Source organism: Herbiconiux sp. (assembly GCF_023264855.1).
In the GTDB taxonomy this organism is placed as follows: Bacteria; Actinomycetota; Actinomycetes; order Actinomycetales; family Microbacteriaceae; genus Herbiconiux.
Genome location: NZ_JAHFUW010000005.1, coordinates 1 through 21,917, shown reverse-complemented (window position 1 = coordinate 21,917; position 21,917 = coordinate 1). Strand labels below are relative to the sequence as shown.

The 21,917-nt window shown below is 67.6% G+C and carries 25 protein-coding genes, 1 pseudogene and 1 riboswitch; of the genes and pseudogenes, 9 read left to right on the top strand and 17 right to left on the bottom strand.

Annotation, left to right across the window (positions count from 1 at the left end; all coding sequences use genetic code 11):
• Window positions 1-180: 180 nt before the first annotated feature.
• Window positions 181-957, top strand: a complete 777-nt coding sequence (locus Q0D75_RS03255; protein ID WP_291049322.1) for a CPBP family intramembrane glutamic endopeptidase — start codon at window positions 181-183, stop codon at window positions 955-957.
• Here Q0D75_RS03255 and Q0D75_RS03250 read toward each other — a convergent pair.
• The 7 genes from Q0D75_RS03250 to Q0D75_RS03220 form a co-directional block, all read right to left on the bottom strand.
• On the bottom strand, window positions 954-1,727 hold the full coding sequence (locus Q0D75_RS03250) for a pentapeptide repeat-containing protein (protein ID WP_291049319.1): 774 nt from the start codon (window positions 1,725-1,727) through the stop codon (window positions 954-956). The two genes, Q0D75_RS03255 and Q0D75_RS03250, sit on opposite strands and share 4 nt — an antisense overlap.
• Window positions 1,728-1,774: 47 nt before the next feature.
• Window positions 1,775-4,717 carry an aminomethyl-transferring glycine dehydrogenase gene (gene gcvP / locus Q0D75_RS03245; protein ID WP_291049317.1) on the bottom strand — a complete coding sequence of 981 codons (2,943 nt, stop codon included), beginning with the start codon at window positions 4,715-4,717 and terminating at the stop codon, window positions 1,775-1,777.
• 8 nt (window positions 4,718-4,725) lie between these two features.
• Window positions 4,726-5,091: a glycine cleavage system protein GcvH gene (gene gcvH, locus Q0D75_RS03240; RefSeq protein ID WP_291049315.1), complete on the bottom strand. Its 366-nt coding sequence runs from the start codon at window positions 5,089-5,091 to the stop codon at window positions 4,726-4,728.
• 1 nt (window position 5,092) lies between these two features.
• Window positions 5,093-6,247, bottom strand: a complete 1,155-nt coding sequence (gene gcvT / locus Q0D75_RS03235) for a glycine cleavage system aminomethyltransferase GcvT (protein WP_291049313.1) — start codon at window positions 6,245-6,247, stop codon at window positions 5,093-5,095.
• Window positions 6,248-6,419: 172 nt separating this feature from the next.
• Window positions 6,420-6,520: riboswitch (glycine riboswitch) on the bottom strand.
• A gap of 71 nt (window positions 6,521-6,591) precedes the next feature.
• A complete protein-coding gene (locus Q0D75_RS03230; protein ID WP_291049311.1) occupies window positions 6,592-7,317 on the bottom strand; it encodes a copper resistance protein CopC in 726 nt (241 codons plus the stop codon).
• A gap of 68 nt (window positions 7,318-7,385) precedes the next feature.
• Complete coding sequence (locus tag Q0D75_RS03225) at window positions 7,386-8,480, bottom strand: fatty acid desaturase (RefSeq protein ID WP_291049551.1); 1,095 nt, start codon at window positions 8,478-8,480, stop codon at window positions 7,386-7,388.
• Window positions 8,481-8,691: 211 nt separating this feature from the next.
• Window positions 8,692-8,898, bottom strand: coding sequence for a cold-shock protein (locus Q0D75_RS03220; RefSeq protein WP_291049309.1), 207 nt, complete (start codon window positions 8,896-8,898; stop codon window positions 8,692-8,694).
• 274 nt (window positions 8,899-9,172) lie between these two features.
• On the opposite strand from Q0D75_RS03220, the gene lgt reads away from it, so the two are divergent.
• A complete protein-coding gene (lgt, locus tag Q0D75_RS03215; protein WP_291049307.1) occupies window positions 9,173-10,180 on the top strand; it encodes a prolipoprotein diacylglyceryl transferase in 1,008 nt (335 codons plus the stop codon).
• 170 nt (window positions 10,181-10,350) lie between these two features.
• On the opposite strand, the gene Q0D75_RS03210 is transcribed toward lgt, so the two are convergent.
• From Q0D75_RS03210 to Q0D75_RS03195, 4 genes are all read right to left on the bottom strand, one after another.
• Window positions 10,351-11,109, bottom strand: coding sequence for a hypothetical protein (locus Q0D75_RS03210; RefSeq protein ID WP_291049305.1), 759 nt, complete (start codon window positions 11,107-11,109; stop codon window positions 10,351-10,353).
• A 62-nt stretch (window positions 11,110-11,171) separates the two neighbouring features.
• Window positions 11,172-12,602, bottom strand: coding sequence for an FAD-binding protein (locus Q0D75_RS03205; protein WP_291049303.1), 1,431 nt, complete (start codon window positions 12,600-12,602; stop codon window positions 11,172-11,174).
• 157 nt (window positions 12,603-12,759) lie between these two features.
• Window positions 12,760-13,224: an aromatic ring-opening dioxygenase LigA gene (locus tag Q0D75_RS03200; RefSeq protein WP_291049302.1), complete on the bottom strand. Its 465-nt coding sequence runs from the start codon at window positions 13,222-13,224 to the stop codon at window positions 12,760-12,762.
• 210 nt (window positions 13,225-13,434) lie between these two features.
• Complete coding sequence (locus tag Q0D75_RS03195; RefSeq protein ID WP_291049300.1) at window positions 13,435-14,037, bottom strand: LON peptidase substrate-binding domain-containing protein; 603 nt, start codon at window positions 14,035-14,037, stop codon at window positions 13,435-13,437.
• A 35-nt stretch (window positions 14,038-14,072) separates the two neighbouring features.
• Here Q0D75_RS03195 and Q0D75_RS03190 point away from each other — a divergent pair, with 35 nt between their 5' ends.
• The 4 genes from Q0D75_RS03190 (at window position 14,073) to Q0D75_RS03175 (ending at window position 16,012) form a co-directional block, all read left to right on the top strand.
• Window positions 14,073-14,570, top strand: coding sequence for a DUF427 domain-containing protein (locus Q0D75_RS03190; protein ID WP_291049299.1), 498 nt, complete (start codon window positions 14,073-14,075; stop codon window positions 14,568-14,570).
• Between the two features lie 57 nt (window positions 14,571-14,627).
• On the top strand, window positions 14,628-15,299 hold the full coding sequence (locus Q0D75_RS03185; protein ID WP_291049296.1) for a hypothetical protein: 672 nt from the start codon (window positions 14,628-14,630) through the stop codon (window positions 15,297-15,299).
• Window positions 15,300-15,467: 168 nt separating this feature from the next.
• Window positions 15,468-15,638: a hypothetical protein gene (locus Q0D75_RS03180; RefSeq protein ID WP_291049295.1), complete on the top strand. Its 171-nt coding sequence runs from the start codon at window positions 15,468-15,470 to the stop codon at window positions 15,636-15,638.
• Between the two features lie 113 nt (window positions 15,639-15,751).
• Window positions 15,752-16,012, top strand: a complete 261-nt coding sequence (locus Q0D75_RS03175) for a hypothetical protein (protein ID WP_291049294.1) — start codon at window positions 15,752-15,754, stop codon at window positions 16,010-16,012.
• On the opposite strand, the gene Q0D75_RS03170 is transcribed toward Q0D75_RS03175, so the two are convergent.
• Window positions 16,009-16,197 carry a hypothetical protein gene (locus Q0D75_RS03170; RefSeq protein WP_291049291.1) on the bottom strand — a complete coding sequence of 63 codons (189 nt, stop codon included), beginning with the start codon at window positions 16,195-16,197 and terminating at the stop codon, window positions 16,009-16,011. The two genes, Q0D75_RS03175 and Q0D75_RS03170, sit on opposite strands and share 4 nt — an antisense overlap.
• A 158-nt stretch (window positions 16,198-16,355) precedes the next feature.
• Between Q0D75_RS03170 and Q0D75_RS03165 the strand changes: the two genes are divergently transcribed.
• Together Q0D75_RS03165 and Q0D75_RS03160 are read left to right on the top strand one after the other, a co-directional pair.
• Window positions 16,356-16,580 carry a hypothetical protein gene (locus Q0D75_RS03165; RefSeq protein ID WP_291049290.1) on the top strand — a complete coding sequence of 75 codons (225 nt, stop codon included), beginning with the start codon at window positions 16,356-16,358 and terminating at the stop codon, window positions 16,578-16,580.
• A 37-nt stretch (window positions 16,581-16,617) separates the two neighbouring features.
• Entirely contained in the window at window positions 16,618-16,923 is a 306-nt protein-coding gene (locus Q0D75_RS03160; RefSeq protein WP_291049289.1) for a hypothetical protein, read from the top strand.
• A gap of 53 nt (window positions 16,924-16,976) precedes the next feature.
• Here the strand turns inward: Q0D75_RS03160 and Q0D75_RS03155 are convergent, their stop codons facing one another.
• From Q0D75_RS03155 to Q0D75_RS03135, 5 genes are all read right to left on the bottom strand, one after another.
• Window positions 16,977-17,378, bottom strand: coding sequence for a hypothetical protein (locus Q0D75_RS03155; RefSeq protein WP_291049287.1), 402 nt, complete (start codon window positions 17,376-17,378; stop codon window positions 16,977-16,979).
• Window positions 17,379-17,933: a hypothetical protein gene (locus Q0D75_RS03150; protein WP_291049284.1), complete on the bottom strand. Its 555-nt coding sequence runs from the start codon at window positions 17,931-17,933 to the stop codon at window positions 17,379-17,381.
• 42 nt (window positions 17,934-17,975) lie between these two features.
• Window positions 17,976-19,061, bottom strand: a complete 1,086-nt coding sequence (ychF, locus tag Q0D75_RS03145; protein ID WP_291049282.1) for a redox-regulated ATPase YchF — start codon at window positions 19,059-19,061, stop codon at window positions 17,976-17,978.
• A gap of 61 nt (window positions 19,062-19,122) precedes the next feature.
• Complete coding sequence (locus tag Q0D75_RS03140; RefSeq protein WP_291049281.1) at window positions 19,123-20,052, bottom strand: aldo/keto reductase; 930 nt, start codon at window positions 20,050-20,052, stop codon at window positions 19,123-19,125.
• Between the two features lie 10 nt (window positions 20,053-20,062).
• Window positions 20,063-21,562: a CoA-acylating methylmalonate-semialdehyde dehydrogenase gene (locus Q0D75_RS03135; protein WP_291049280.1), complete on the bottom strand. Its 1,500-nt coding sequence runs from the start codon at window positions 21,560-21,562 to the stop codon at window positions 20,063-20,065.
• A 112-nt stretch (window positions 21,563-21,674) separates the two neighbouring features.
• Between Q0D75_RS03135 and Q0D75_RS03130 the strand changes: the two are divergent.
• A pseudogene (locus tag Q0D75_RS03130) lies at window positions 21,675-21,917 on the top strand (DNA recombination protein RmuC); the annotation flags it as partial.

Genomic DNA, 21,917 nt, shown 5'->3' with positions numbered 1-21,917 from the left:
TTCGGTACAGAGTCCCCCTGATTAGGGGCGCAGACCTAAGGAAGTACCCTAAGTGGGGGTCAGGGGTGTCGCAAAACTCTGGGAAAAAAAGTTACAGACACGAAACTATCTCCAGGGATTCCTTGTGCGTTTCCCACAGAAGGTGTGAAAAAGTGGCGCTCTACGCAAGAAAGTGGAGCGATGCCTGAAGCCCTCGAATGGACCCGGATCCGGCGTCGCCGCCTCTGGTCGGAGATCGCGATCGTGCTCGGGGTCTCGCTCGGCGCATCCGCCGTCTATTCGATCGTCAACATCATCTCGCGGCTCACCGCCGAGACGGCCCTGGCCGACCAGACGGCGACGATCAACGGATCGCTCAGCTCACGGGAATGGCTGGATCTGACGTACCAGCTGCTCGCCCTGCTCTTCGACCTGGTGCCCGTGGCGCTGGTGTTCTACCTGCTGGCGATCTCGGGCGGAAACCCGTTCCGGCGGATGGGCTTCGATCTGCGGCGGCCCGCCTCGGACGTCGGGCGCGGCTGGCTGCTGGTGCTCGTGATCGGTGTTCCGGGCATCGCCCTGTACTTCGTGGGCCGGGCGCTCGGCATCACCGTGGACGTGCAGCCCGCGCCCCTGGACACCTATTGGTGGACCACGCCGATCCTCATCCTCTCGGCCCTCCGCGCGGCCCTGCAGGAGGAGCTGATCGTCGTCGCCTACCTGTTCACCCGGCTGCGCCAGCTCGGCTGGCACAAGTGGCAGATCATCCTCTCGGCCGCCGTGCTGCGCGGCAGCTATCACCTCTACCAGGGCATCGGGCCGTTCGTCGGCAACGTGGTGATGGGCGTCGTCTTCGGCTGGTGCTACTGGCGCTGGGGCCGCGTGATGCCCCTCGTGATCGCCCACTGGATCATCGACATCGCCAGCTTCGTCGGTTATGCCTGGGCGCTGGCGAGCTTCCCGCAGTTGTTCGGCTAGGCGCGGCCTCGGCGGTTCGAGATGACCAGGGCGGTTATGCCCGCGGCCAGCACCAAGATGCCGCCGACGAAACCGCCGATCATGAGGTAGTTCGGGGTCTGGGACGCGCCATCGGCCGACGCGGCGGGTTCGTCGGTGAAGAGCGGCGCCTGGGCCGTCGGGGTCGCGGTGGTCGACGCGGTGACCGTGATGGTGAGGCGGGCCGTGGCGGTGCTCGTACCCGCCCCGTCGAACGAGGTGGAGAGCGTGCAGAGCACGTTCGAGGTGCCGATCGGGAAGACCTGGCCCGACTCGACCGGAGTGTCGACGATGGCGCAGCCGTCGACGGTGATGCCCGCGGGCGGCGCGGGCGTGAAGGTGACCGGCGCGGAGCCGGAGGCGTCGGCCTCCGCCGAGAGCTGCCCGGGCAGGATGCTCGAGTTCGTGAAGTCGGCGCTGACGATGCGTGCGCCCGTGAAGTCGGCGCCGGTGAGGTCGGCCCCGTCGAAGACGGCGCCCTGCACGTCGCCGTCGACGAATGAGGCGCCCTGCAGGTTCGCACCCCGGAAATCGCCCTCGCCGAACCGCGTACCGCTCAGGTCGACGCCCGCGCACTGCGAGCCGCCCGGTCCCGCGTCGCTCGTGCGGTACACCACGCAGTCCCCCTCGGCGAACACCGGGTCGGCGGCCACCGCCGGCGTCGCCACCGCGACCGCGAGCAGCGCGCCGGCGAGAACCCCCGCCCCCATCCGGAAGCGGCTTACACGGATGCGGGCGACGTCAGCGGGCATGCCCCGAACCCTACCAAACCGCCACGCCGCGGGGCGGCATCCGGGCGCTACTCGAATGCCTCCGGAGGCGGGCAGGCGCAGACGAGGTTGCGGTCGCCGTAGGCCTGGTCGATGCGCCGCACCGGGGGCCAGTACTTGCCGCGGATGAGCGAGTGAACCGGGTACACGGCCCGCTCGCGGTCGTACGGATGCGACCACTCGCCGGAGACGACCGCCTGTGCGGTGTGCGGAGCGTTCCGCAACGGGTTGTCGTCGGCCGGCCACTCCCCCTCCGCCACGGCGTCGATCTCGGCCTTGATGCCGATCATCGCCTCGATGAAGCGGTCGATCTCGACGAGATCCTCGCTCTCGGTCGGTTCGACCATCAGCGTGCCCGCCACCGGGAAGCTCATCGTCGGCGCGTGGAAGCCGTAGTCGACGAGTCGCTTGGCCACGTCGTCGACCGAGACACCCGAGGACTGCGTGATGCCGCGCAGGTCGAGGATGCACTCGTGCGCCACGAGACCGTTCTCGCCCGTGTAGAGCACGGGATAGTGCGGCGCCAGCCGCGCGGCCACGTAGTTGGCCGCGAGCACGGCGGCGGCCGTGGCATCCGCGAGCCCCGCGAGTCCCATCATCCGCACGTAGGCCCAGCTGATGGGCAGGATGCTCGGGCTGCCGTAGGGCGCGGCCGAGATCTGAGGGCCGGCGTGCACGACGGCCGTGCCGTCCAGCAGCAGGTGCGAGGGCTCCTGCGCGAACGTATGCCCCGGAAGGAATGGAGCCAGGTGCGCCTTCGCGGCTACCGGGCCCACGCCGGGGCCACCGCCGCCGTGCGGGATGCAGAACGTCTTGTGCAGGTTGAGGTGCGACACGTCGCCCCCGAAGTCGCCGAAGCGGGCGAACCCGAGCAGGGCGTTGAGGTTCGCGCCGTCGACGTACACCTGTCCACCGGCCTCGTGCACGAGCGCGCAGATCGAGGCGACCTCGTGCTCGTATACGCCGTGCGTGGACGGGTACGTGATCATCAGCGCCGCCAGCGACTCGGCGTGCATCTCGATCTTGGCCCGCAGGTCGTCGAGGTCGACGTTGCCGAGCTCGTCGCAGGCCACCACGACGACCTTCATGCCGGCCAGCACCGCGGATGCCGCGTTGGTGCCGTGAGCGCTCGACGGGATCAGGCAGACCGTGCGCGCCTCGTCCCCGCGCGAACGGTGGTAGCCGCGGATGGCCAGCAGGCCCGCCAGCTCACCCTGACTGCCGGCGTTCGGCTGCAGCGACACGGAGTCGTAGCCCGTGACATCGACCAGCCAGCGCTCCAGCTGCGCGATCAGCTCGAGGTAACCGCCCACGTCGGCTTTGGGCGCGAAGGGGTGGATGCCGGCGAACTCCCGCCAGGTCACCGCCTCCATCTCCGAGGCCGCGTTGAGCTTCATCGTGCACGAGCCCAGCGGGATCATCCCGCGGTCCAGCGCGTAGTCGGCGTCGGCGAGGCGCTTGAGGTAGCGCATCATGCTCGTCTCCGAGCGGTGCGTGTTGAACACCGGATGCGTGAGGAACTCGCTCGTGCGCACGAGCGAATCCGGGATGCTGGGCTCGCGCTCGGCGTCGGCATCGACGTGCGCAGCAGGGCCGGAGTCCGTCGAGCCCGAGGGACGGGACTCCGCGTCGAACACCCGCGCGAGCTCGAGCAGGGCGGCATCCGTCGTCGTCTCGTCGACTGCGATGCCCACGGTGTCGTCGTCGACCGGCTGCAGCAGGATGCCGCGGCTGTGCGCATGCTCGACGAGACCCCGGGCGCGACCCGGAACGCGCACCTGGATCGTGTCGAAGAACGTCGGATGCACGATCGCGTACCCGGAGGCGCGCAACTGCGCCGCGAGCGAGCGAGCGCTGCGGTTGACCTCGCCCGCTATCCGCCGGAGACCCTCGGGGCCGTGGTACACCGCGTACATGCCGGCCATCACGGCCAGCAGCACCTGCGCGGTGCAGATGTTCGACGTCGCCTTCTCGCGCCGGATGTGCTGCTCGCGCGCCTGCAGGCTGAGCCGGTACGCGGGGTGCCCCGCGGCGTCCACGCTCACGCCCACCAGCCTGCCGGGCAGCTGCCGCTCGAGCCCGGCGCGCACGGCGAGGTACCCCGCGTGCGGTCCCCCGAAGCCCATCGGCACGCCGAAGCGCTGCGACGTGCCGACGGCCACGTCCGCCCCGAGTTCACCCGGTGAGGTGATCAGGGCGAGAGCCAGCAGATCGGCGGCGACCACGGCTATGCCTCCTGCGGCATGCACCTCGTCGATGACGGACGACGGGTTCCAGACCCGCCCCGACGCACCGGGATACTGCACGAAGACGCCGAACGCTCCATCGGCTCCGTCGGCTGCGAGCAGCGGATGCGCGTGCCCGGCCGGGTGGTCGACCGAGTCGAGCACGACCTCCACGATCTCGATCCCGACCGCGCCGGCACGGTCGCGCAGCAGCGCTTTGGTCTGCGGGAAGGCGTCCGCGTCGACCAGGAAGCGGGCGGACGCCGACTTCGACGCCCGGCGGGCCAGCAGCATCCCCTCGACCGCCGCCGTCGATTCGTCGAGCATCGAGGCGTTCGCCGTGGCGAGGCCGGTCAGGTCGGCGACCATGGTCTGGAAGTTGATCAGCGCCTCGAGCCGCCCCTGCGAGATCTCGGGCTGATAGGGCGTGTAGGCGGTGTACCAGCTCGGGTTCTCCAGCACGTTCCGCTTGATCACGGCCGGCGTGAGCGTGCCGTAGTAGCCGAGGCCGATGTAGGAGGTCGACACGCGATTCGCCGAGGCGAGCGCGCGCAGCTCATCGAGCGCCTCGCGCTCGGTGGCGGCGGGCGGCACGAGCGAGTCGGCGAGCGAGCGGTCGAACTGGATCGCCTGCGGCACGGCGGCCGCCATCAGCGCGTCGAGCGAGCCGTAGCCCACCGCCTCGAGCATGCGGGACTGCGCTGCGGCATCGGTGCCGATGTGCCGGGCGGAAAAGAGGTCGGTCATCGGATGCGTCACTCCCCTGTCAGGGTGCGGTATTCGTCGGCCGTGAGCAGCGCCGGCAGTGCGCTGAACTCGACCTTGATCAGCCAGCCCTCGCCCAGCGGATCGCTGTTCACGAGCTCCGGCGCATCCTGAACGGCCTGGTTGGCCTCGACGACGGTGCCGTCGACGGGCGCGAACAGCTCGCCGACCGATTTGGTCGACTCGATCTCACCCACGACGGTGCCGCCGGAGATCTCGGTTCCGGCGGCCGGCAGGTCGAGGTACACGATGTCGCCGAGCGCGGCGGCGGCATAGGCGGTGATGCCGATGGTGGCCACCGATCCGTCGACCAGCACCCACTCGTGCTCGGCGGTGTAGCGGATCTCTTCGGTCATGTCAGTCCTTCTTCCGGCGGTAGAACGGCAGCGGGGTGGTGCGGTAGGTGAGGCGGGTGCCCCGGATGTCGACGCTCACCGGGGTGCCCGCCTCGGCGAAGCGCGGATCGACATAGGCCAGGGCGATCGGATGCCCGAGCGTGGGCGAGAGGGCGCCGCTCGTGATCGTGCCGATGGGGGCGTCTGCGGTGCCGTCGTCGGTGTCGTCGCCATCGGCGGCGAACACCGTGTACCCGGCGCGGGCGGCGCGTCGCCCCTCGCCGACGAGGCCAACCAGCACCGGCGCATCCGCTGCCGGCCCGGCGACGACGGCGTCGCGCCCCACGAACTCCGGCTTGGTGAGGGCGGGAACGCGGCCGAGCCCGGCCTGCTGCGGGAAGGTGTCCAGGCCCAGCTCGTGGCCGTAGAGGGGCATGCCCGCCTCGAGCCGCAGCGTGTCGCGGCTGGCCAGCCCGGCAGGCACGATGTCGTGCGACGCGCCCGCCTCGGCGAGAGCCTCCCACAGGTCGCTCGCTTTCGACGGGTGGAGGTAGAGCTCGAAGCCGTCTTCGCCGGTGTAGCCGGTGCGCGCGAGCAGCACGGGAGCACCCCGGAAGTCGGCGGGAATCGAGCGGTAGTACCGGAGGTCGGCGAGCCCCGGCGCGCTCAGGCCGGCCGACGCCTCGAGGATGGCACGCGAACGCGGCCCCTGCACCGCCACCAGCGCGGTCTCGTCGCTGACGTCGCTCAGGTCGAACGTCGCCCCGGCGCCACGCGCATCCGCAGCCCGCTCCGTCAGGGCCGCCGCGACCGGCTCCCGGTTCGAGGCGTTGGCCACCACGAGGAACTCCTCGTCGCCCGTGCGGTACACCACGACGTCGTCGACGATGCCACCTTCGGCCGTCAGCAGCAGCGAGTACTTCGCCTGGCCGAGCTCGATCGCCGAGAGCGCGCCCGCGAAGGCGTGGTCGAGAAAAGCGCCGGCGCCGGATCCGCTCACGCGGAACTCGGCCATGTGCGAGAGGTCGAACAACCCGGCGGCGGAGCGCACCGCGTGGTGCTCGGCCAGATCGCTGGAGTAGCGCACCGGCATCTGCCAGCCGGCGAAGTCGGTGAAGCTCGCCCCCGCAGCGACGTGAACGTCGTGCAGAGGGGAGAAGCGATGGTCAGAGGTCATGAGTTCTCCGGTCTCGTCGCGAGGGCCGGGGCCCTGCGATGGTCACCGGGCGCGGTCGCACCCGAGAGAACTCCCCCTCTGTCATCGTGCCTGAGAGTTTCACGTCGCGCGAAGGCGACGCTTTCACCATGGGCGAACCGCTGTCGAAGCCGCGGCTGCTTTCCAGAGTGGCCAGTTCGATGCGGTACGAGGACCTGAGAGATTATCGGGGAGGATTGCTCCTTCGGTGCCGGCCGGATGCACGCATCCGCTCGGCTCTCCCGCATCGACCTAGTGGCCGGTGGTATTCAGTTGAAGTCAAGCTACTGGCACCGAGTGTAGCGCGGCTCGCGCTGCAGCGCGGCTCAGCCCTGCTTGAAGCCCCCGCTCCGCCCGCGGCGGATGACGAGCAGCACGATCGCCGCGAGAGCGCCGAGCCCCGCCACCACGATCAGCACCACGATCGGCCAGGGCAGTGACGAAGCGTTGTCGGTCACCGGCACGGCGGTCTGCGTGGCCGCGACCGGGGAGTCGGCGCCGCCCGAGGCATCCGCGGTGGCGGTCGGGAGGGGCGCCGGAGCGGTGGAGGTCGCCGAGGGCGAGGCGGCCGGCGTCGGAGACGCCCCGTCGGGAGCGCCGGCCCAGGCCTCGCCGCACACGGGCGCGTCGGTGAGCCCGTCGGCCGCCCCGTCGAGCGAGGTGGGTTCGTAGTCGAACTGGTACTGCCCCGAGGTCGGATGGCCGTCGGAGGACACGACCTGCCAGAGCACCACGTAGCCGCCGGCATCGCCGAGCGCGATCGGGGCCGACACCTGCGCACCCGCGATGCTCACGCATCCGGATTCGTGGTGCAGGCCTTCGGGATCGACCACCTGGATGGCGAATCCGTCGGTCGACGATCCCAGCGAGATCAGATCTTCACTGAACCCGAGGGTGACCGCGCCGGGATCCGCGGTGATCGACGAGTCGGCCGCCGGAGCGGAACTGTCCAGGGCATCGTGCGCCGACACGGAGAGCATCGGACCGGCGACGACGAGCGCTCCGGCGGCGATCAGGGAGCCGAGGACGAGGCGAAAGGCAGGGAATCTCACCCTGCCCACGATAACGGCTCCGGAGCGCGCGAGCGCCCGGAGCCGGATCGGGGAACAGCGGGAGAGGATCAGCCGCGGCGAACGCGGTACTGGTTCACCAACGGGCAGTCGAAGGGATCCGGAGCGGCGAGCCCGACCTTGTTCATGTACGCGATGACCTGCTTGTGCGCTTCCAGCAGCGAGGTCTGCGTGTAGGGGATCTTGTGGGTCGCACAGTACTCCTCGACGATCGGGCGCACCTTCACCAGGTGCGGCCTCGGCATCGACGGGAAGAGGTGGTGCTCGGTCTGCAGGTCGAGGCCGCCCATGAAGATGGTCATGCCCCAGCCGCCCTTGATGTTGCGCGAGGAGAGCACCTGCTTGGAGAGGAAGTCGACGCGCGAGCCGGCGGGGAAGATGGTCATGCCCACGTGGTTGGGGGCGAAGGATGCTCCCATGTAGAGCCCGAAGACGGCCAGCTGAACGCCGAGGAAGGCGAAGGCCATACCGAGAGGCAGGAAGTAGAAGATGATCCCGACGTAGGCGACCAGCCGAACACCGATGAACCAGAGTTCGAACTTGCGGCCCTGAACCGGGCCGGGAGCGAGCAGCGTCTTGAACGACAGGTAGTGCAGGTTGATGCCTTCGAGCAGCAGCAGCGGGTAGAGCGCCCAGCCCTGGCGGCGCACCAGCCAGGCACTGATTCCGCGCGTCTTGGCGGCATCCTCTTCGAGGAGGACCACGGTGTCGGGGTCGATGTCGGGGTCTTTGCCCACGGTGTTCGGGTTGCCGTGGTGGCGGGTGTGCTTGGTCATCCACCAGGTGTAGCTCATGCCCACGAACGCGGTGGCGAGCGTGCGACCGGCCCGGTCGTTGGCCTTGCCGGACTCGAAGACCTGGCGGTGCGAGGCCTCGTGCGCCAGGAAGGCGAACTGGGTGAAGATGATGCCGAGCGCGCCGGCGATCAGCAGCTGGTACCAGGTGTCACCCAGCAGCACGAAGCCGACTCCGGCCCCCACGAGCGCGAGCACGAGCACCGAGAACATCACGATGTAGAAGGTGCGGCGCTTGCGCAGCAGTCCCATGTCTTTCACCGTGGCCAGCAGCTCGGAATAGGCGGCCGTCGGATGCGCGGCGCCGGTCTTACGAGGGGAGGTGGCGCGAGGGGTGCTGCTGTTCGTGATGCTCACGTGGCCTGCTCACTGGAGTCGTGTTCGACTTCACAGCCGCGGTGCGAGCAATTGCCCTTTAGATGTTCTCAACCTACGGGGTGAACCTGCGGATTGCCCCGGGACACGGTGAACAAGCAGGGTGAATCCGCGATCGAGGGCGGGTGATCCGGGCACGAAAAAACCCGCGCCGCCGAAGCGGACGCGGGTTCTTCGAAGGGGAGAATTACGCGAGGGGCGTGATGTTCTCGGCCTGCAGGCCCTTGCGGCCCTGGGTGACGTCGAACTCGACGCGCTGGTTCTCTTCGAGGTTCTTGTAGCCGTTGCCGGTGATGCCGGAGTGGTGGGCGAACACGTCTTCTCCACCGTCATCGGGGGAGATGAAGCCGAAGCCCTTTTCGGAGTTGAACCATTTCACGGTGCCTTGAGGCATTGTTTTCTCTTTTCGAGGTAAGCGGCCCCGCTTGTCGGGGCCTACCGTCGCGGTGTACTTTGTTCCGCTCCTCAGAAAAACAAGCCCCTGAGGCATATTTCTGCGACAGGGGCGCAGAAATCATGAGCAGGAACCCTATTCAAGATTCATGGGTAACACAACAACTAGAACCAGCTTAGCTTGGAGATCGGCTCAGGGCTACAAGTTCGGCAATGAAGCTTTAGAATTCAACCTGGCCCGTCCGCCGGAGCACCCCGTTCCCGCCGCCTGAAAGGTGTCGATCATCGCCCCCCTGAGTATTCCCAGCCCCGATCCGGTCTTCCAGACCTTCAACATCGGACCGTTCTTCGGCATCGGACCCCTCACGATCCACATCTACGCGCTGTTCATCCTCGCGGGCATCATCGCGGCGATGTTCATCGTGAACCACCGTCTTACCAAACGGGGCGGTGAGTCGGGCGTCGTGATCGACATCGTGCTCTGGGCCGTGCCGCTCGGCATCATCGGTGCGCGGTTCTACCACGTGCTCACGCACGTGGGCGATTACTTCTACTCCGGAGCGAACCTTCTGAACGTCTTCGCGATCTGGGACGGCGGCAACGCTCTCTACGGCTCGCTGATCGGCGGCGCGATCGGTGCGCTGATCGGATGCCGGTTCGCCGGTGTGCGCCTGTGGTCGTTCGCCGACGCCCTCGCGCCGGCCATGCTGGTGGCGCAGGCCGTCGGGCGGCTCGGCAACTACTTCAACCACGAGCTGTACGGGCTGCCGACCACCCTCCCCTGGGGCCTGGAGATCGAGTCGACGAACACGGCGTTCCCCGCCGGCCTCGCCGAGGGCACGCTGTTCCACCCGCTGTTCCTCTACGAGATCATCTGGAACCTCGTGGGCGTCGCGCTCCTGCTGCTGATCGAACGCCGCTTCCAGCTGCGCTGGGGCAAGCTGTTCGCGCTCTACCTCGTCTGGTACGGCCTCGGCCGCAGCTGGCTCGAGGCGATCCGCATCGACCCCACGAGCGACACGTTCCTCGGCATCCCCGCCAACGTGTGGGCCTCGTTCGTGGCGGTCGCCCTTGGCATCGTGCTGTTCATCGTGCAGTCGCGCCGGCACCCGGGCCTCGAGCCCTCGATCTACCTGCCGGGCCGCGGTCCCAAGCCCGCTCTCACTCCCGAGGAAGAGGCCGCCGAGGCCGACGCCCGCTGGAGCGACGACGAGCTCTCGAAGCCGGCCCCGGCCGAGCTCGAAGCCGACGCGGACAAAGAAGGCGTCCCCGCGAAGTCCTAGCCGGCGATTCCGCCAGCCACGCCGTCGAACGGATGGAGTCCGCGCCCACATTCGGGTGCCGACTCCATCCGTTCGGTCGATGAGCGCGAAGTTCCATCCGATGGATACCGAGCACGCCTACGCGGTCGGCGCCCTCAGGCCCATCGGGCAGGCGTGGGTGCTGGGCGGGTTCAGGCCACCTGTGCACGCACGTGCTCGGGCAGGTGCTCCAGGCGGCGGCGGTCGCGGATGGCGACGAAGCCGACGCAGACCACCCAGACCAGCCACGGGAAGGTGGCGAGCATCGCGGTGGCCGCTCCCCCGGCGGCGAAGAACGAGTCGGGGCTCGTGCCGCCGAACATCGTGGGCACCGAGAGCAGGTTCGAGCCGGCGACCGCATAGGCGATGTAGCCCGTCCAGCGGGGTAGAGCATCCGAAGCCAGCGTCAGGTAGGCGGCCGATCCGGCGACCAGGGCGTTGAGCGTGCAGCCGATCGATCCGAACATCAGGGTGTGGCCCACGGTCAGAGCACGCAGGGACGAGGCATCCGGAGTCAAGCCCATGGTGTCCAGCGCCGTGCCGCCCTCCATGGCGTCGCCCACGAGGGTGACGGCGATGAACAGCAGACCCGAGCCGTACATGATGTTCGCCACCCACTGCAGGTCGGGCCGGGTGTGCGTGATGAGCTGCCGGAAGCCCGAGATGAACACGATCAGCGCCGCCATCAGGAAGGTGTCGATCAGGATCGTGAAGAGCGTCTGGTTCGCGGTCGCGGCCATGAACTCCTTCAGGGCCTCGCTGTCGTCCAGTGCCGGGCGCGCGCCGACGAGGAACACCTGAACCAGGAACTCCGCTCCCATCAGCGCACCCACGGCGATGGCGGAGACGCCCGTCCAGAGCCGCACGTCGGGGTTGAGGCGCCCGTTCTTGACGACCGTGATCATGTTCAAGGCGGCACCCCGTTCTCGCTGTGTCGATGCCGGCCGCTCACCCCGCGGCCGATGCTTCGAGGCTACCGTTCCGGCGGTCGGGCCGTGGGGAAGCCGTGGAACAGGCCGGCCGGGTCGTAGCGGTGCGTGAGCTGCTGGATGCGCGACCAGTCGACGGCACGGAAGCATCCCTGCACCCGTTCCGGGTGCGCACGGATGTCGGCCTCGCTGAGGAAGTGACCGGTGCTGGTGGGGAGCAGGGCCTCCGCCACCTCGTCGAGCCAGGCGCGGTTGGCGGCGTCGTCGGCCGGGTCGTCCCACACCACGTAGACGATGAAGAGCGTGGTGTCGTGCATCCCGTAGGCGGCTTCGCCGGGGATCAGCAGCTGAGCCCCGGCGCCGTTCGCGGGCATGCCGGAGAGAACGTAGCTGCGGCCACTCGGGGCCGTCCGCATCAGCGCGGCGAGGGGTTTTGTGGCCTCCGCGAGATCGCCGGCGAACCAGAAGGTGTCGGCGAGGTAGCGGGCACCGCGGGGGTAGGTGGCGTCGACCGGCACGTGCAGTTCGCTGAGGCGCGCGAAGGTGGGCGGCAGGTGATCCAGCACGGTGACGGCTCCGGATGCCCGGGGCAGGGCCCCGCCGGACGTCGCGGACGGGCCGTCGCCGAGCGGCGCGAGGGCGGCCCGGGCCTCGTCCTCGTCGGCGGCGAACACGGTGGCGGCCACGCCGACGACGAGCGGATGCGGGTCGTCGTCGCCCAGCCCGCCAGGCCTCTGGGAGCCTGCCGTCACCAGCGACACCTCGACGTTCGCGGGAAGCCGGGGCGAAGCCGCGACGATCCACGCGCTGACGGTCGGGAGGTCGTCGATCGGGAACCGCCACGTGGTCACCTGGATGGCGCCCGGCAGCGGGCGCAGCTCGAGCTCGATGCTCGTCACGATTCCCGCGAAGCCCGGTCCGCTCCCCCGCGCCAGCCAGAACAGGTCGGGGTTCTCGGTGGCGGATGCGGTGAGCGCCTCGCCATCGGCGGTCACGATGCGAAGGCTCCTGATGGAGAACGCGGAGGGCTTCCAGCCGCCCCAGTTCACGCCGAGCCCGCCGCCGAGCAGGAACCCGCCGATGCCCGGGTCGCCGCAGTGGCCGACCGGGAAGGCGAGACCCGCCGCCTCGAGCAGCGGCGAGATCTGCGCGCCGCGAGCGGCCGGCCCGACCACCGCGGTCATGCTCTCGGGGTGCAGTCGGATGCCGTCGAGCTCGCCCAGATCGATCAGGATGCCGCCGTCGCGCACGCTGCTGGCCACCCAGCTGTGCCCGCCGGATCGCACGGCGATCCGCTGCCCGGCCGCGGCGGCCTGCCGAACCGCGGCGACGACTCCGGCCTCGGTGCGCGGCCGCACCACGGCATCCGGCCGCACCCCAGGATCGACGGCGTTGAACGCGCCCTCGAGGACGGCGGCCTCGAAGCCCTCGTCATGGAGGTGCGTGATGATCGCGGAACCCGGTGGCGTCGACATGGCGCCAGCCTAGAGGCGGCCGCCGTCACCGTCGCGACCCCGTTCGGGGCCGGGGTCGTCAGCGGCGGGCACCACCATTGCCGGCGGACGGCGCGCTGATTGTGTGGCGCCCCGGTGGGCAAGATCATCCGTCATCGCGCTCCGGTCGAGCCGCGGTTCAGTCGGCGTCGGAACGGCGCAGCACGGTGCCGGCGAGCACGAAGAAGGCGCCGAGTCCGGCCGCGAAGGCGCTCACGCCGTAGGCGAGCACGGAGGTCATGAGAGAGGTGCGCAGGGAGGCCGCGGTCGAGAGGGCGGCGCTCTGCTTGCGCAGCTCGGCGGCCTCGTCGCTGTTCGCGTCGACGCCGCGGAGAGCCGTGCTGATGTCGGCGAAGGTGCGCCCGCCCGCGCCGCGCTCGGCGTTGCCCTTGATCACGAGCGCCTCGACATAGGCCGTGGCCGGGCCCTGCACGGTCTTGCCGGCGAACGCCGGAGCGTTCCCGGGAACCTCGATCTTCTCGGCGCGCAACTGCTTCGTCACCGTGAACCACGCGCCGGCCCCCGCGGCCACGAACAACGACCCCACGGCGATCGAGAGGCCGCCGAGGGTCCGCAGAGCGGAGGTGCTGGATGATTTCGACATGGAAGATCCTTTCGGCGATGCGCGAGCCCTACGCGCTCGGCTCAGTTGTTGAAGCGGAACTCGACCACGAGTTCCTCTACTCCTCTGGAAGTTTCCCACGACGCCGGACTACAGCCAACGCGACATCCGCCGAGAGCCGCATGTCTGCCCACGATGAGAGTCCGCCGACATCCGCGACGCTCGGATAGTTCTTGAACGGTGGTCGACGCCTCACTCGGCGGACCAGAGCTCCTCGGCCTCGAGGGTCAGATCGATCATCTGGCGCAGGAGACCCCCCAGCGATGTCGACCTCAACAGGGTGTACCTGTCGTACTCGCCCAGCGGGGCGATCGCCGCCAGTTGCCACACGGCTGCGACGGGATCGTCCGACAACTCGATGCCGGCGTCCGAGTCCGGCTCCGCCACGCGGGCCATCACGCGGCGGACGACCGCTTCGGCCTCGGCCCGTAGGGGTGCGAGCGCTTCAGACCACTCCAGATCCGGCAGCATCGAGAGCTCGGCCCGGGGATACGGGTCTTCGTCAACCCAGCGCTCGACCGTGAACCGCCGGGTCCCCACGCCGACGATCAGCAGGTCTTCGGCGCCCGCGGCGGCACTCACAAGACGCGCCATCGTCCCGACCGAGGCGCGCTGGTCGCCACCCCCGGCTTCGGGTCCGCGCTCGATGAGGACGACGCCGAACTCGAACCCTGGTTCGTCCTCGTCGAGGAGCCGCCCGACCATCGTGAGATACCGCGGCTCGAACACCCGGAGCGGGATCGGCACAGAGGGGAACAGAACCGATCCGAGCGGGAACATCGGTGAGGTGGGCATACCCCAGTGAAGCACCGCAGACGTAAGGTGAACAGGTGCCCCGACCGCGCCCGGAGACCCCAGGACCAGGACAGGAGTCTGTCTGGGACTACCCGAGGCCGCCGCGCATCGAGCGCGTCACCGCGCCGATCACGATGCGTCTGGGCGGGCAGCTCATCGTCGAGACCAGAGACGCCTTCCGGGTGCTCGAGACCAGCCATCCGCCGGTCTACTACCTTCCGATAGCGGACTTCGCGCCCGGCTCGCTGGTCGATGCCGACGGCTCGTCGTTCTGCGAGTTCAAGGGCACCGCACGATATCTCGACGTGCGCGGCGGAGGCGAGGTACGGTCTGCTTGCGCGTGGAACTACCCGCATCCGTCGCCGGGGTTCGAACCGCTCCGAGACCGCGTCGCCGTTTACGCGCAGCAGATGGACGAGTGCACAGTCGACGGCGAGGTCGTCACGCCGCAGCCCGGAGGCTTCTACGGCGGCTGGATCACCGGGTCGGTCGTCGGGCCCTTCAAGGGCATACCCGGCTCACAGGGCTGGTGAACGCCGGGGGACCCGCACCGTAAAGCACAACCCCGCCACGTCGCTCAAGATGCCTAGTTGTTGAAGCAGAACTCGACCACTAACCGCATCAGCCAGCAGGTGGTCTGCTGGGACGCGCTATGTCTCTCCGAGGGTGACCAGCGGCTCGACGCCGCGTACTTCGACGGCTCGACCCCAGGCGATGAGACCTACGCCTATGAGTGGACCGGCGACCCCGGCCTCTCTTCCTCCCAGCGGGTACCCCTGATCGAGCGCACCCCGGAGCTCCTCCGCTGGATGCCCGGTGTCTCCGCTTGGGACTTCATCCAGGATGTCTTCCAAGCCGCAGGCACCCGGCTCTACTGCGACGAGCAGCGCCGCTGGTACCTCGTCGATGACTCGCACCTCGCCCCCGGCTACACGACCATTGCCGAGGGTCTCAATCTCACCGCGGGAACCGAGAAGATCTGCCTTGACTCGAAGCTCTGGGCCGACGCCGTCTTCGTCACCTTGGCCTGGACCGACGCCGATGGCGATCACACCGCCTATGAATGGGCCGCTCTCAGCGACCGCCCCGTCCGCACCCTCATCTACGAGCTGCAGCGCCGCTTCCGGGGCGATGGTTTTGCCGCCTACGCCCTCAAGCGCGCTCAGGCACGGGACGCTCTCAGGAGGCCTCAGCGGCCTTTGAGTACGGCGCTCAGCCCGCACAGCCCCTCAGCATCCAGTTCCCGAACACGGCCCTCCTGACCGGTCTCATCGCCTCCCTGTCGTGGGACTTCCTCCGCGACGAGATGACCGTCCAGAGCCGCGACCTCACCGACACCCCCACCTTCGCATGGAGGGCGCTCCCGGCTGGGGTGAGCTCGCTCGACTCACCGACCGGCGCGAGCTGGACCGACGAATAGGAATCAAGAAATGGCAACAGGAGACGTAGCGGCAGCTCAGGGGCTTCCCGTGCTCGACGGCACCGAAGACCGCCGCGAGGGATACGACGAGATCAACCTCACCCGCGACCTCATCGCCGGTCGCACCGCCCCCACCGACGACCGCAGCTCCGCCCCTGGACGCCGGTCTGGGCCAACGTGACCTTCGGGGCAGGCTCGACCGTATACGCCCGCTACCGGGTCCGTGGAGGGATCTGCGAGGGCTTCGTGTTCGCACAGTTCGCACCAGGCTTTACAGCCGGGAGCGACTGGTACATGTCACTCCCCCTCGACCCCGCCGCAGGCTTCCAGGACAGCGAAGCTAACATCGCCGTCGTCAAGCTTCGCGACTCGTCGGCGTCGGGTTTCGGCCACGTGGCAGCCGTTGGTCACCTCACCGACGACAAGCGCATCCGGCTCGGCTACCTCGTGAGCGATGGAACGTACGCCCGCTGGGGTGTGATCGACTCCACCACCCCGTTCACCTGGGCCGCGGGCGACAAACTGTCGCTGTCATTCGCCTGCCCGGTGGGCTAGCGACCAAGGAGCCGATCGAGATCTTCTCGCGAGACCGCGCGAACCTCGAAGGTCTTCATGGGGGCCTCGACGATGGCGCGCGTCGCCGGGTTTGCCATCATCTCCCGGTGACGCGCAGCACTCTCGGCCTCGACCTTCTCGTGCGTGACGAAGCGGACACGGTACGACTTGAAGTTCTCGCTCACTGTGGGTCTCTCTACTTGATGAGTAGCCCCTCCGTGCGGCGGGGAGGGATGGACCAAGCCACGTGCAAGCCGCGTGTAAGACCATTGTCTCACACTCTCAACGATTGCTCATTTCTCGAAATAGCTCCGCTGTCGGAGCTGGTCAGTACGATCGACACATGATGAAGCTAGCTACCGCCCACCAGCTCGACTCAACCTCCCTCGGGAAAAAGATCACGTTCAAGTTCAAGCCAGACTCACTGCAAGCCGAGGTCACGATCCACGCTGTCGTCGAGGCAATTGTTCAGGGACCGACCTACACGAACATCTATATGGCCGGGTCTCGGAAGGCATACACAAGCGTCCAAGTGCCGAAGGATCACGGGGTCGCAGTAGATAGCTAGCCATACGCTTTTCGAACGTATGTTCTAGTGTTTGAGGATGGGAACGAATCGGAGATACGGCGACGAGATGGATCGTCGGATGAACCGCATAATCGAGGAATCAGACCTTCGCCCTCGCTTCGAGTCGCTTCCCCTCGCCGTGACCGGTGCCGATCTCGACAAGCCCGTCCAGCCTCGCGAACCTGTCGAAGTCGACGCCTGGGTGAACATGACCGCTGGCAAGGTGCGGGTGCAGGCCAAGGCCGTTGAGTGGAACCGCAAGGCCGTGCGGATCGAGTGGCAGAACCTCGACGGCTCAACGAACTCGTGCAAGATCTTCCTGGGCGCGATAAGCCGCCGCTAAGCTTCGACCCGAGCGTCCATAGCTTTCCTCATCACGGCAGCTTTGGGCGCTCACTAAAGGTTGTCGAGATCAGAAATAATGTCCTCCACGACGCGCCCTTTCATGTGGACGAACCTTCTGGCGGCTTTCATCAGCATCTCCAATTCACGCGCGACCTTGTAGAGGTCAGGGTCTCGGCGTGCGGTATCTGACCGGATAGCGTCTGTGACCTGAGCAGGTCCACTTCGCGTCACTTCGAGAAAATACGGCTCCCGGTCGTCGAGGTCCGCGGAGCCGAGCCTGAAATGGTTATTGCCAACGGTCGCCGACATGACCCCCTGTTGGCGATCCATCATCATCAAAGTAATCTTCGATCCCCTTGTAGATTCTGGCGACTCGGTCCAGTTGATCTTGCCCGCTTCCGTCTGCATACGAAGCACCCGCATGAGATTTCCCCAGTCCGTCGAAGTGAACATCTACTTCCTCCAAAATGCTTTCTTTTTCGCAAGCGCGGAACCGTACATGGGAACAGTGAAGATGAGTTCGAGGTTCATCTTCGATGCTCCGGTGGAGATTGCTGACATCTCTCCGTAGATAGGAATGAGTGCAACTCTGGGAGCGGTTCGATTGACGACGATGTCCTCTTTTACCTGAGAGGCATTTCGCGATGACTCGTCGAGTTGATCTGCAAAATCAAGATCGGAAGTATCCAGTTTCCTCATCAGACCGGCACATCCGGAACAGAGATTCGCGTACCTGACCAAAGTACGTTCCGCCAGATCCTTATTACCCAGGCTCACTGCCGTGCCAAGATCCTTGATAACGGACTCGATCTCAGCAATTGCCATCTTGATCTGATTCTGGATCAAAGTGGTTCGAACGCTGTCCTCGGTTTGGATCGACGCGTTCACGGCATTCTGCGTACGTCTCAGTTGGCAGAACGCGATGACGAACCCGAGGATCGTCAGCCCCATCGCAACCCAGTCGAACACACTCGGGTAGGACGAAAAGTCGATCTGCCACCACTCCATTGTGTGTACGCCAGACATCGCTCCCCCAAGCCCGCTACTTCTCTATTTAGATTTGTCCGTTTGGAAGCGGAACTCGACCACGTCGCCGTCTTGCATGACGTAGTCCTTGCCCTCGATGCGGGCCTTGCCCTTGGCGCGGGCCTCGGCGATCGAACCGGTCTCCACCAGGTCGTCGAACGAGATGATCTCGGCCTTGATGAAGCCCTTCTGGAAGTCGGTGTGGATCACACCGGCCGCCTGCGGGGCCGTCCAGCCCTTGCCGATCGTCCAGGCACGCGACTCCTTGGGGCCCGCCGTGAGGTAGGTCTGGAGGCCCAGGGTGTCGAAACCGATGCGGGCGAGCTGGTCGAGACCGCTCTCCTCCTGACCGGTCGAGGCCAGGAGCTCCGCCGCGTCCTCGGCATCGAGGTCGATCAGCTCCGACTCGAGCTTGGCGTCGAGGAAGATCGCCTGGGCGGGCGCCACCAGGGCGGCCAGAGCATCCTTGCGGGCGGCGTCGTTCAGGATCTCCTCGTCGACGTTGAAGACGTAGATGAACGGCTTCGAGGTGAGCAGACCCAGTTCGCGGATGGGCTCGAGATCGATCGACGAGCTCGACAGCGGCTTGCCGGTGTCGAGGTACTCGCGGGCCTCCTTGGCGGTGGCCAGCACGATCGGCTCGAGCTTCTTGCCCTTGACCTCCTTCTCGTAGCGGGCTTCCGCCTTCTCGAGGGTCTGCAGGTCGGCGAGCACGAGCTCGGTGTTGATGGTCTCCATGTCGCTCGCCGCATCGACCTTGCCGTCGACGTGCACGACATCCGCGTCGGTGAAGCCGCGGATGACCTGAGCGATCGCATCCGCCTCCCGGATGTTCGCGAGGAACTTGTTGCCGAGCCCCTCGCCCTCGCTCGCCCCGCGCACGATGCCCGCGATGTCGACGAAGGAGACCGGCGCCGGCAGGATCTTCTCGCTGCCGAAGATCTCGGCGAGCTTCGTCAGCCGCGGATCGGGCAGGTTCACCACACCCACGTTCGGCTCGATGGTGGCGAACGGATAGTTCGCCGCCAAAACCTGGTTCTTGGTGAGGGCGTTGAACAGGGTGGACTTGCCCACATTGGGGAGTCCGACGATCGCGATAGTAAGAGCCACGGTCGTCCATCCTAGCTTCCGGAGCGCCGGCCCCCGGATGCCGCGACCGTGCCGCCCCGCGTCAGGGCAGTGTGTGGCCGGCGGCGGTGAACAGGCGGTACCACTGCTCGCGGGTGAGCACGACGTCGGAGCCTGCTGCAGCCTCCGCGACCCGGCGGGGTGTGGTGGTTCCCAGCACGACCTGCATGCGCGCCGGATGCCGCGTGATCCAGGCCACGGCGATCCCGGTGGGCGTGACCCCGTACTCCGCCGCCAGCTCGTCGATCGCATCGTTCAACTCGGCGTAGTGCTCCCGATCGCCCAGGAACACCCCGTCGAAGAAGCCCTTCTGGAACGGCGACCAGGTCTGCAGCGTGATGTCGTTCAGGCGGGCGTAGTCGAGGATGCCGTTGTCGCGGTCGATCGACTGGTCCAGCGCCGCCATGTTGGCCGCCACACCCTGCGCGATCAGCGGCGCGTGCGTGATGCTCAGCTGCACCTGGTTCACCACGAGCGGCTGCTGCACATCCTTCTTCAGCAGCTCGATCTGTCCGGGCGTGTGGTTCGACACTCCGAAGTGCCGTACCTTGCCGGATGCCTGCAGCGCGTCGAAGGCTGCGGCCACCTCCTCGGGTTCCACGAGCGTGTCGGGGCGGTGCAGGAGGAGCAGGTCGAGGTACTCGGTGCGTAGGGCGGCCAGCGATTCGTCGACGGTACGCAGGATGTGCTCCTTCGAGAAGTCGAAGTAGCCCTCGCGGATGCCGACCTTGCTCTGGATGATCACCTGCTCCCGCTCGGCGGCGCTGAACTGCACCGCATCGCCGAAGCGCTGCTCGCAGCCGTGCCGGCCCTCGCCGTAGATGTCGGCGTGGTCGAATACGGTGACACCCGCATCCCGGGCCGTGCCGACCAGGGTACGGATCTCCTCGTCGGAGAGCGGGGTGATGCGCATCAGGCCGAGCACCACGGAAGATGCGGACAGACCGGTGCCGTGCAGGGTGACGTTCTTCATGGGGTGCCGATCAGTTCTGCGGGAAGCCGAGGTTGATGCCGCCGTGCGACGGGTCGAGCCAGCGCGAGGTGACCGCCTTCTCCTGCGTGAAGAAGCGGAAGCCCGCGAGGCCGTACGCCTTCGAGTCGCCGAAGATCGAGTCCTTCACCCCGCCGAACGAGTGGTACGCGACCGGCACCGGAATGGGCACGTTGATGCCGATCATCCCGACCTCGACCTCGTTCTGGAAGCGGCGGGCCGCTCCCCCGTCGTTGGTGAAGATCGCCGTGCCGTTGCCGTAGGCGCCGTTGTTGATGAGGTCGACGCCCTCCTCGTACGACTGCACGCGCACCACCGAGAGCACCGGGCCGAAGATCTCGTCGAGGTAGGCCTTGGAGGTGATGGGCACCTGGTCGAGCAGCGTCGGGCCGAGCCAGAAGCCTTCGGCCGCACCATCCACCTCGATGCCGCGCCCGTCGACCACGACGGTGGCGCCGTCGGATGCGGCGACGTCGATGTAGGAGGCCACCTTGTCGCGGTGCACCTCGGTGATCAGCGGGCCCATGTCGCAGCTGCGGCGCCCGTCACCGGTCTTCAGGCCCGCCATCCGCTGCTGGATCTTCGCCACCAGCTCGTCGGCGATCGGCTCGACCGCGACCAGCACCGAGATGGCCATGCAGCGTTCGCCGGCCGATCCGAAGCCCGCGTTGATGGCGGCGTCGGCGGCCAGGTCGAGGTCGGCATCCGGAAGCACCAGCATGTGGTTCTTCGCGCCGCCGAGTGCTTGAACGCGCTTGCCGTTGCGGGCAGCGGTCTCGTAGATGTACTGGGCGATCGGGGTCGAACCGACGAACGAGATGCTCTTCACGTCGCGGTGGTTCAGCAGGCCGTCGACGGCCTCCTTGTCGCCGTGCAGCACGTTGAAGACGCCGTCGGGCAGTCCGGCCTCCTTGAACAGGGCGGCCAGCCAGTTGGCGGCGCTCGGGTCTTTCTCGCTCGGCTTCAGCACCACCGTGTTGCCCGCCGCGATGGCGATCGGGAAGAACCACATCGGCACCATGGCCGGGAAGTTGAAGGGGCTGATGATGCCCACCACGCCGAGCGGCTGCTTGAGCGAGTAGACGTCGACGCCGGTCGAGACGTTCTCGGAGTACTCGCCCTTCAGCAGGTGCGGGAACCCGGTGGCGAGCTCGACGACCTCGAGCCCGCGGGTGATCTCGCCCGCGGCATCCGACAGCACCTTGCCGTGCTCGCTGGTGAGGATCTCGGCCAGCTCGCCCTTGCGGGAGTTCAGCAGCTCGCGGAAGGAGAACAGCACCTGCTGCCGTTTCGTGATGCTGGTGTCGCGCCACGCGGGGAACGCGGCCTTGGCGGCGGCGACGGCGGCATCGATCTCGGCGCCGTTCGCGAGCGCCACGCTCTTGGACTGCGTGCCGAGCGCGGGATCGAACACGGGAGCGGTGCGGCCGCTGGTGCTGACGGATTCGGCTCCGGCGATCCAGTGGTTCACGACGGGAAGGGCTTCTGACATGGTTCCTGACCTCTTCGTACGGGATGCAGTGGTTCAGCCAGCCTAGATCGTCAGGGGCGGGCGCGCCGAGCGACTTGGGGCCGGTGTCGGTGGCGGATGACACACTGTTCGCATGGATGCTCTGCTCCCCCTTCTGATCGGTCTCGTGCTCGGCCTCGCCCTCGGCGTGGCCGGCGGTGTGCTGCTCGTCCGCGCCCGGAGCGGTGCGTCCGGCGGGGCGGGCGCTGCGGATGCCGGCGCCTCCGCGTCTGCCCTGGAGGCGGCGCTGGCCGAACGCACGGCCGACCTCGGCGTGGTGCGCGCCCGGGTCGAGTCGCTCGTCGACGAGCGGGCCACCCTGCAGTCCCAGCTCGCT

Excerpts from the sequence above, each read along its gene's own strand:
- Q0D75_RS03155 (WP_291049287.1), bottom strand. The coding sequence starts at position 17,378 with ATGTTCACTTCGACGGACTGGGGAAATCTCATGCGGGTGCTTCGTATG.
- Q0D75_RS03140 (WP_291049281.1), bottom strand. The coding sequence starts at position 20,052 with ATGAAGAACGTCACCCTGCACGGCACCGGTCTGTCCGCATCTTCCGTG.
- gcvP (WP_291049317.1), bottom strand. The coding sequence starts at position 4,717 with ATGACCGACCTCTTTTCCGCCCGGCACATCGGCACCGATGCCGCAGCG.
- Q0D75_RS03165 (WP_291049290.1), top strand. The coding sequence starts at position 16,356 with ATGATGAAGCTAGCTACCGCCCACCAGCTCGACTCAACCTCCCTCGGG.
- Q0D75_RS03200 (WP_291049302.1), bottom strand. The coding sequence starts at position 13,224 with ATGTCGAAATCATCCAGCACCTCCGCTCTGCGGACCCTCGGCGGCCTC.
- Q0D75_RS03250 (WP_291049319.1), bottom strand. The coding sequence starts at position 1,727 with ATGCCCGCTGACGTCGCCCGCATCCGTGTAAGCCGCTTCCGGATGGGG.
- gcvT (WP_291049313.1), bottom strand. The coding sequence starts at position 6,247 with ATGACCTCTGACCATCGCTTCTCCCCTCTGCACGACGTTCACGTCGCT.
- Q0D75_RS03150 (WP_291049284.1), bottom strand. The coding sequence starts at position 17,933 with ATGGAGTGGTGGCAGATCGACTTTTCGTCCTACCCGAGTGTGTTCGAC.
- Q0D75_RS03175 (WP_291049294.1), top strand. The coding sequence starts at position 15,752 with ATGTCACTCCCCCTCGACCCCGCCGCAGGCTTCCAGGACAGCGAAGCT.
- Q0D75_RS03180 (WP_291049295.1), top strand. The coding sequence starts at position 15,468 with ATGGCAACAGGAGACGTAGCGGCAGCTCAGGGGCTTCCCGTGCTCGAC.
- Q0D75_RS03195 (WP_291049300.1), bottom strand. The coding sequence starts at position 14,037 with ATGCCCACCTCACCGATGTTCCCGCTCGGATCGGTTCTGTTCCCCTCT.
- Q0D75_RS03135 (WP_291049280.1), bottom strand. The coding sequence starts at position 21,562 with ATGTCAGAAGCCCTTCCCGTCGTGAACCACTGGATCGCCGGAGCCGAA.
- Q0D75_RS03205 (WP_291049303.1), bottom strand. The coding sequence starts at position 12,602 with ATGTCGACGCCACCGGGTTCCGCGATCATCACGCACCTCCATGACGAG.
- gcvH (WP_291049315.1), bottom strand. The coding sequence starts at position 5,091 with ATGACCGAAGAGATCCGCTACACCGCCGAGCACGAGTGGGTGCTGGTC.
- Q0D75_RS03255 (WP_291049322.1), top strand. The coding sequence starts at position 181 with ATGCCTGAAGCCCTCGAATGGACCCGGATCCGGCGTCGCCGCCTCTGG.
- Q0D75_RS03220 (WP_291049309.1), bottom strand. The coding sequence starts at position 8,898 with ATGCCTCAAGGCACCGTGAAATGGTTCAACTCCGAAAAGGGCTTCGGC.
- Q0D75_RS03160 (WP_291049289.1), top strand. The coding sequence starts at position 16,618 with ATGGGAACGAATCGGAGATACGGCGACGAGATGGATCGTCGGATGAAC.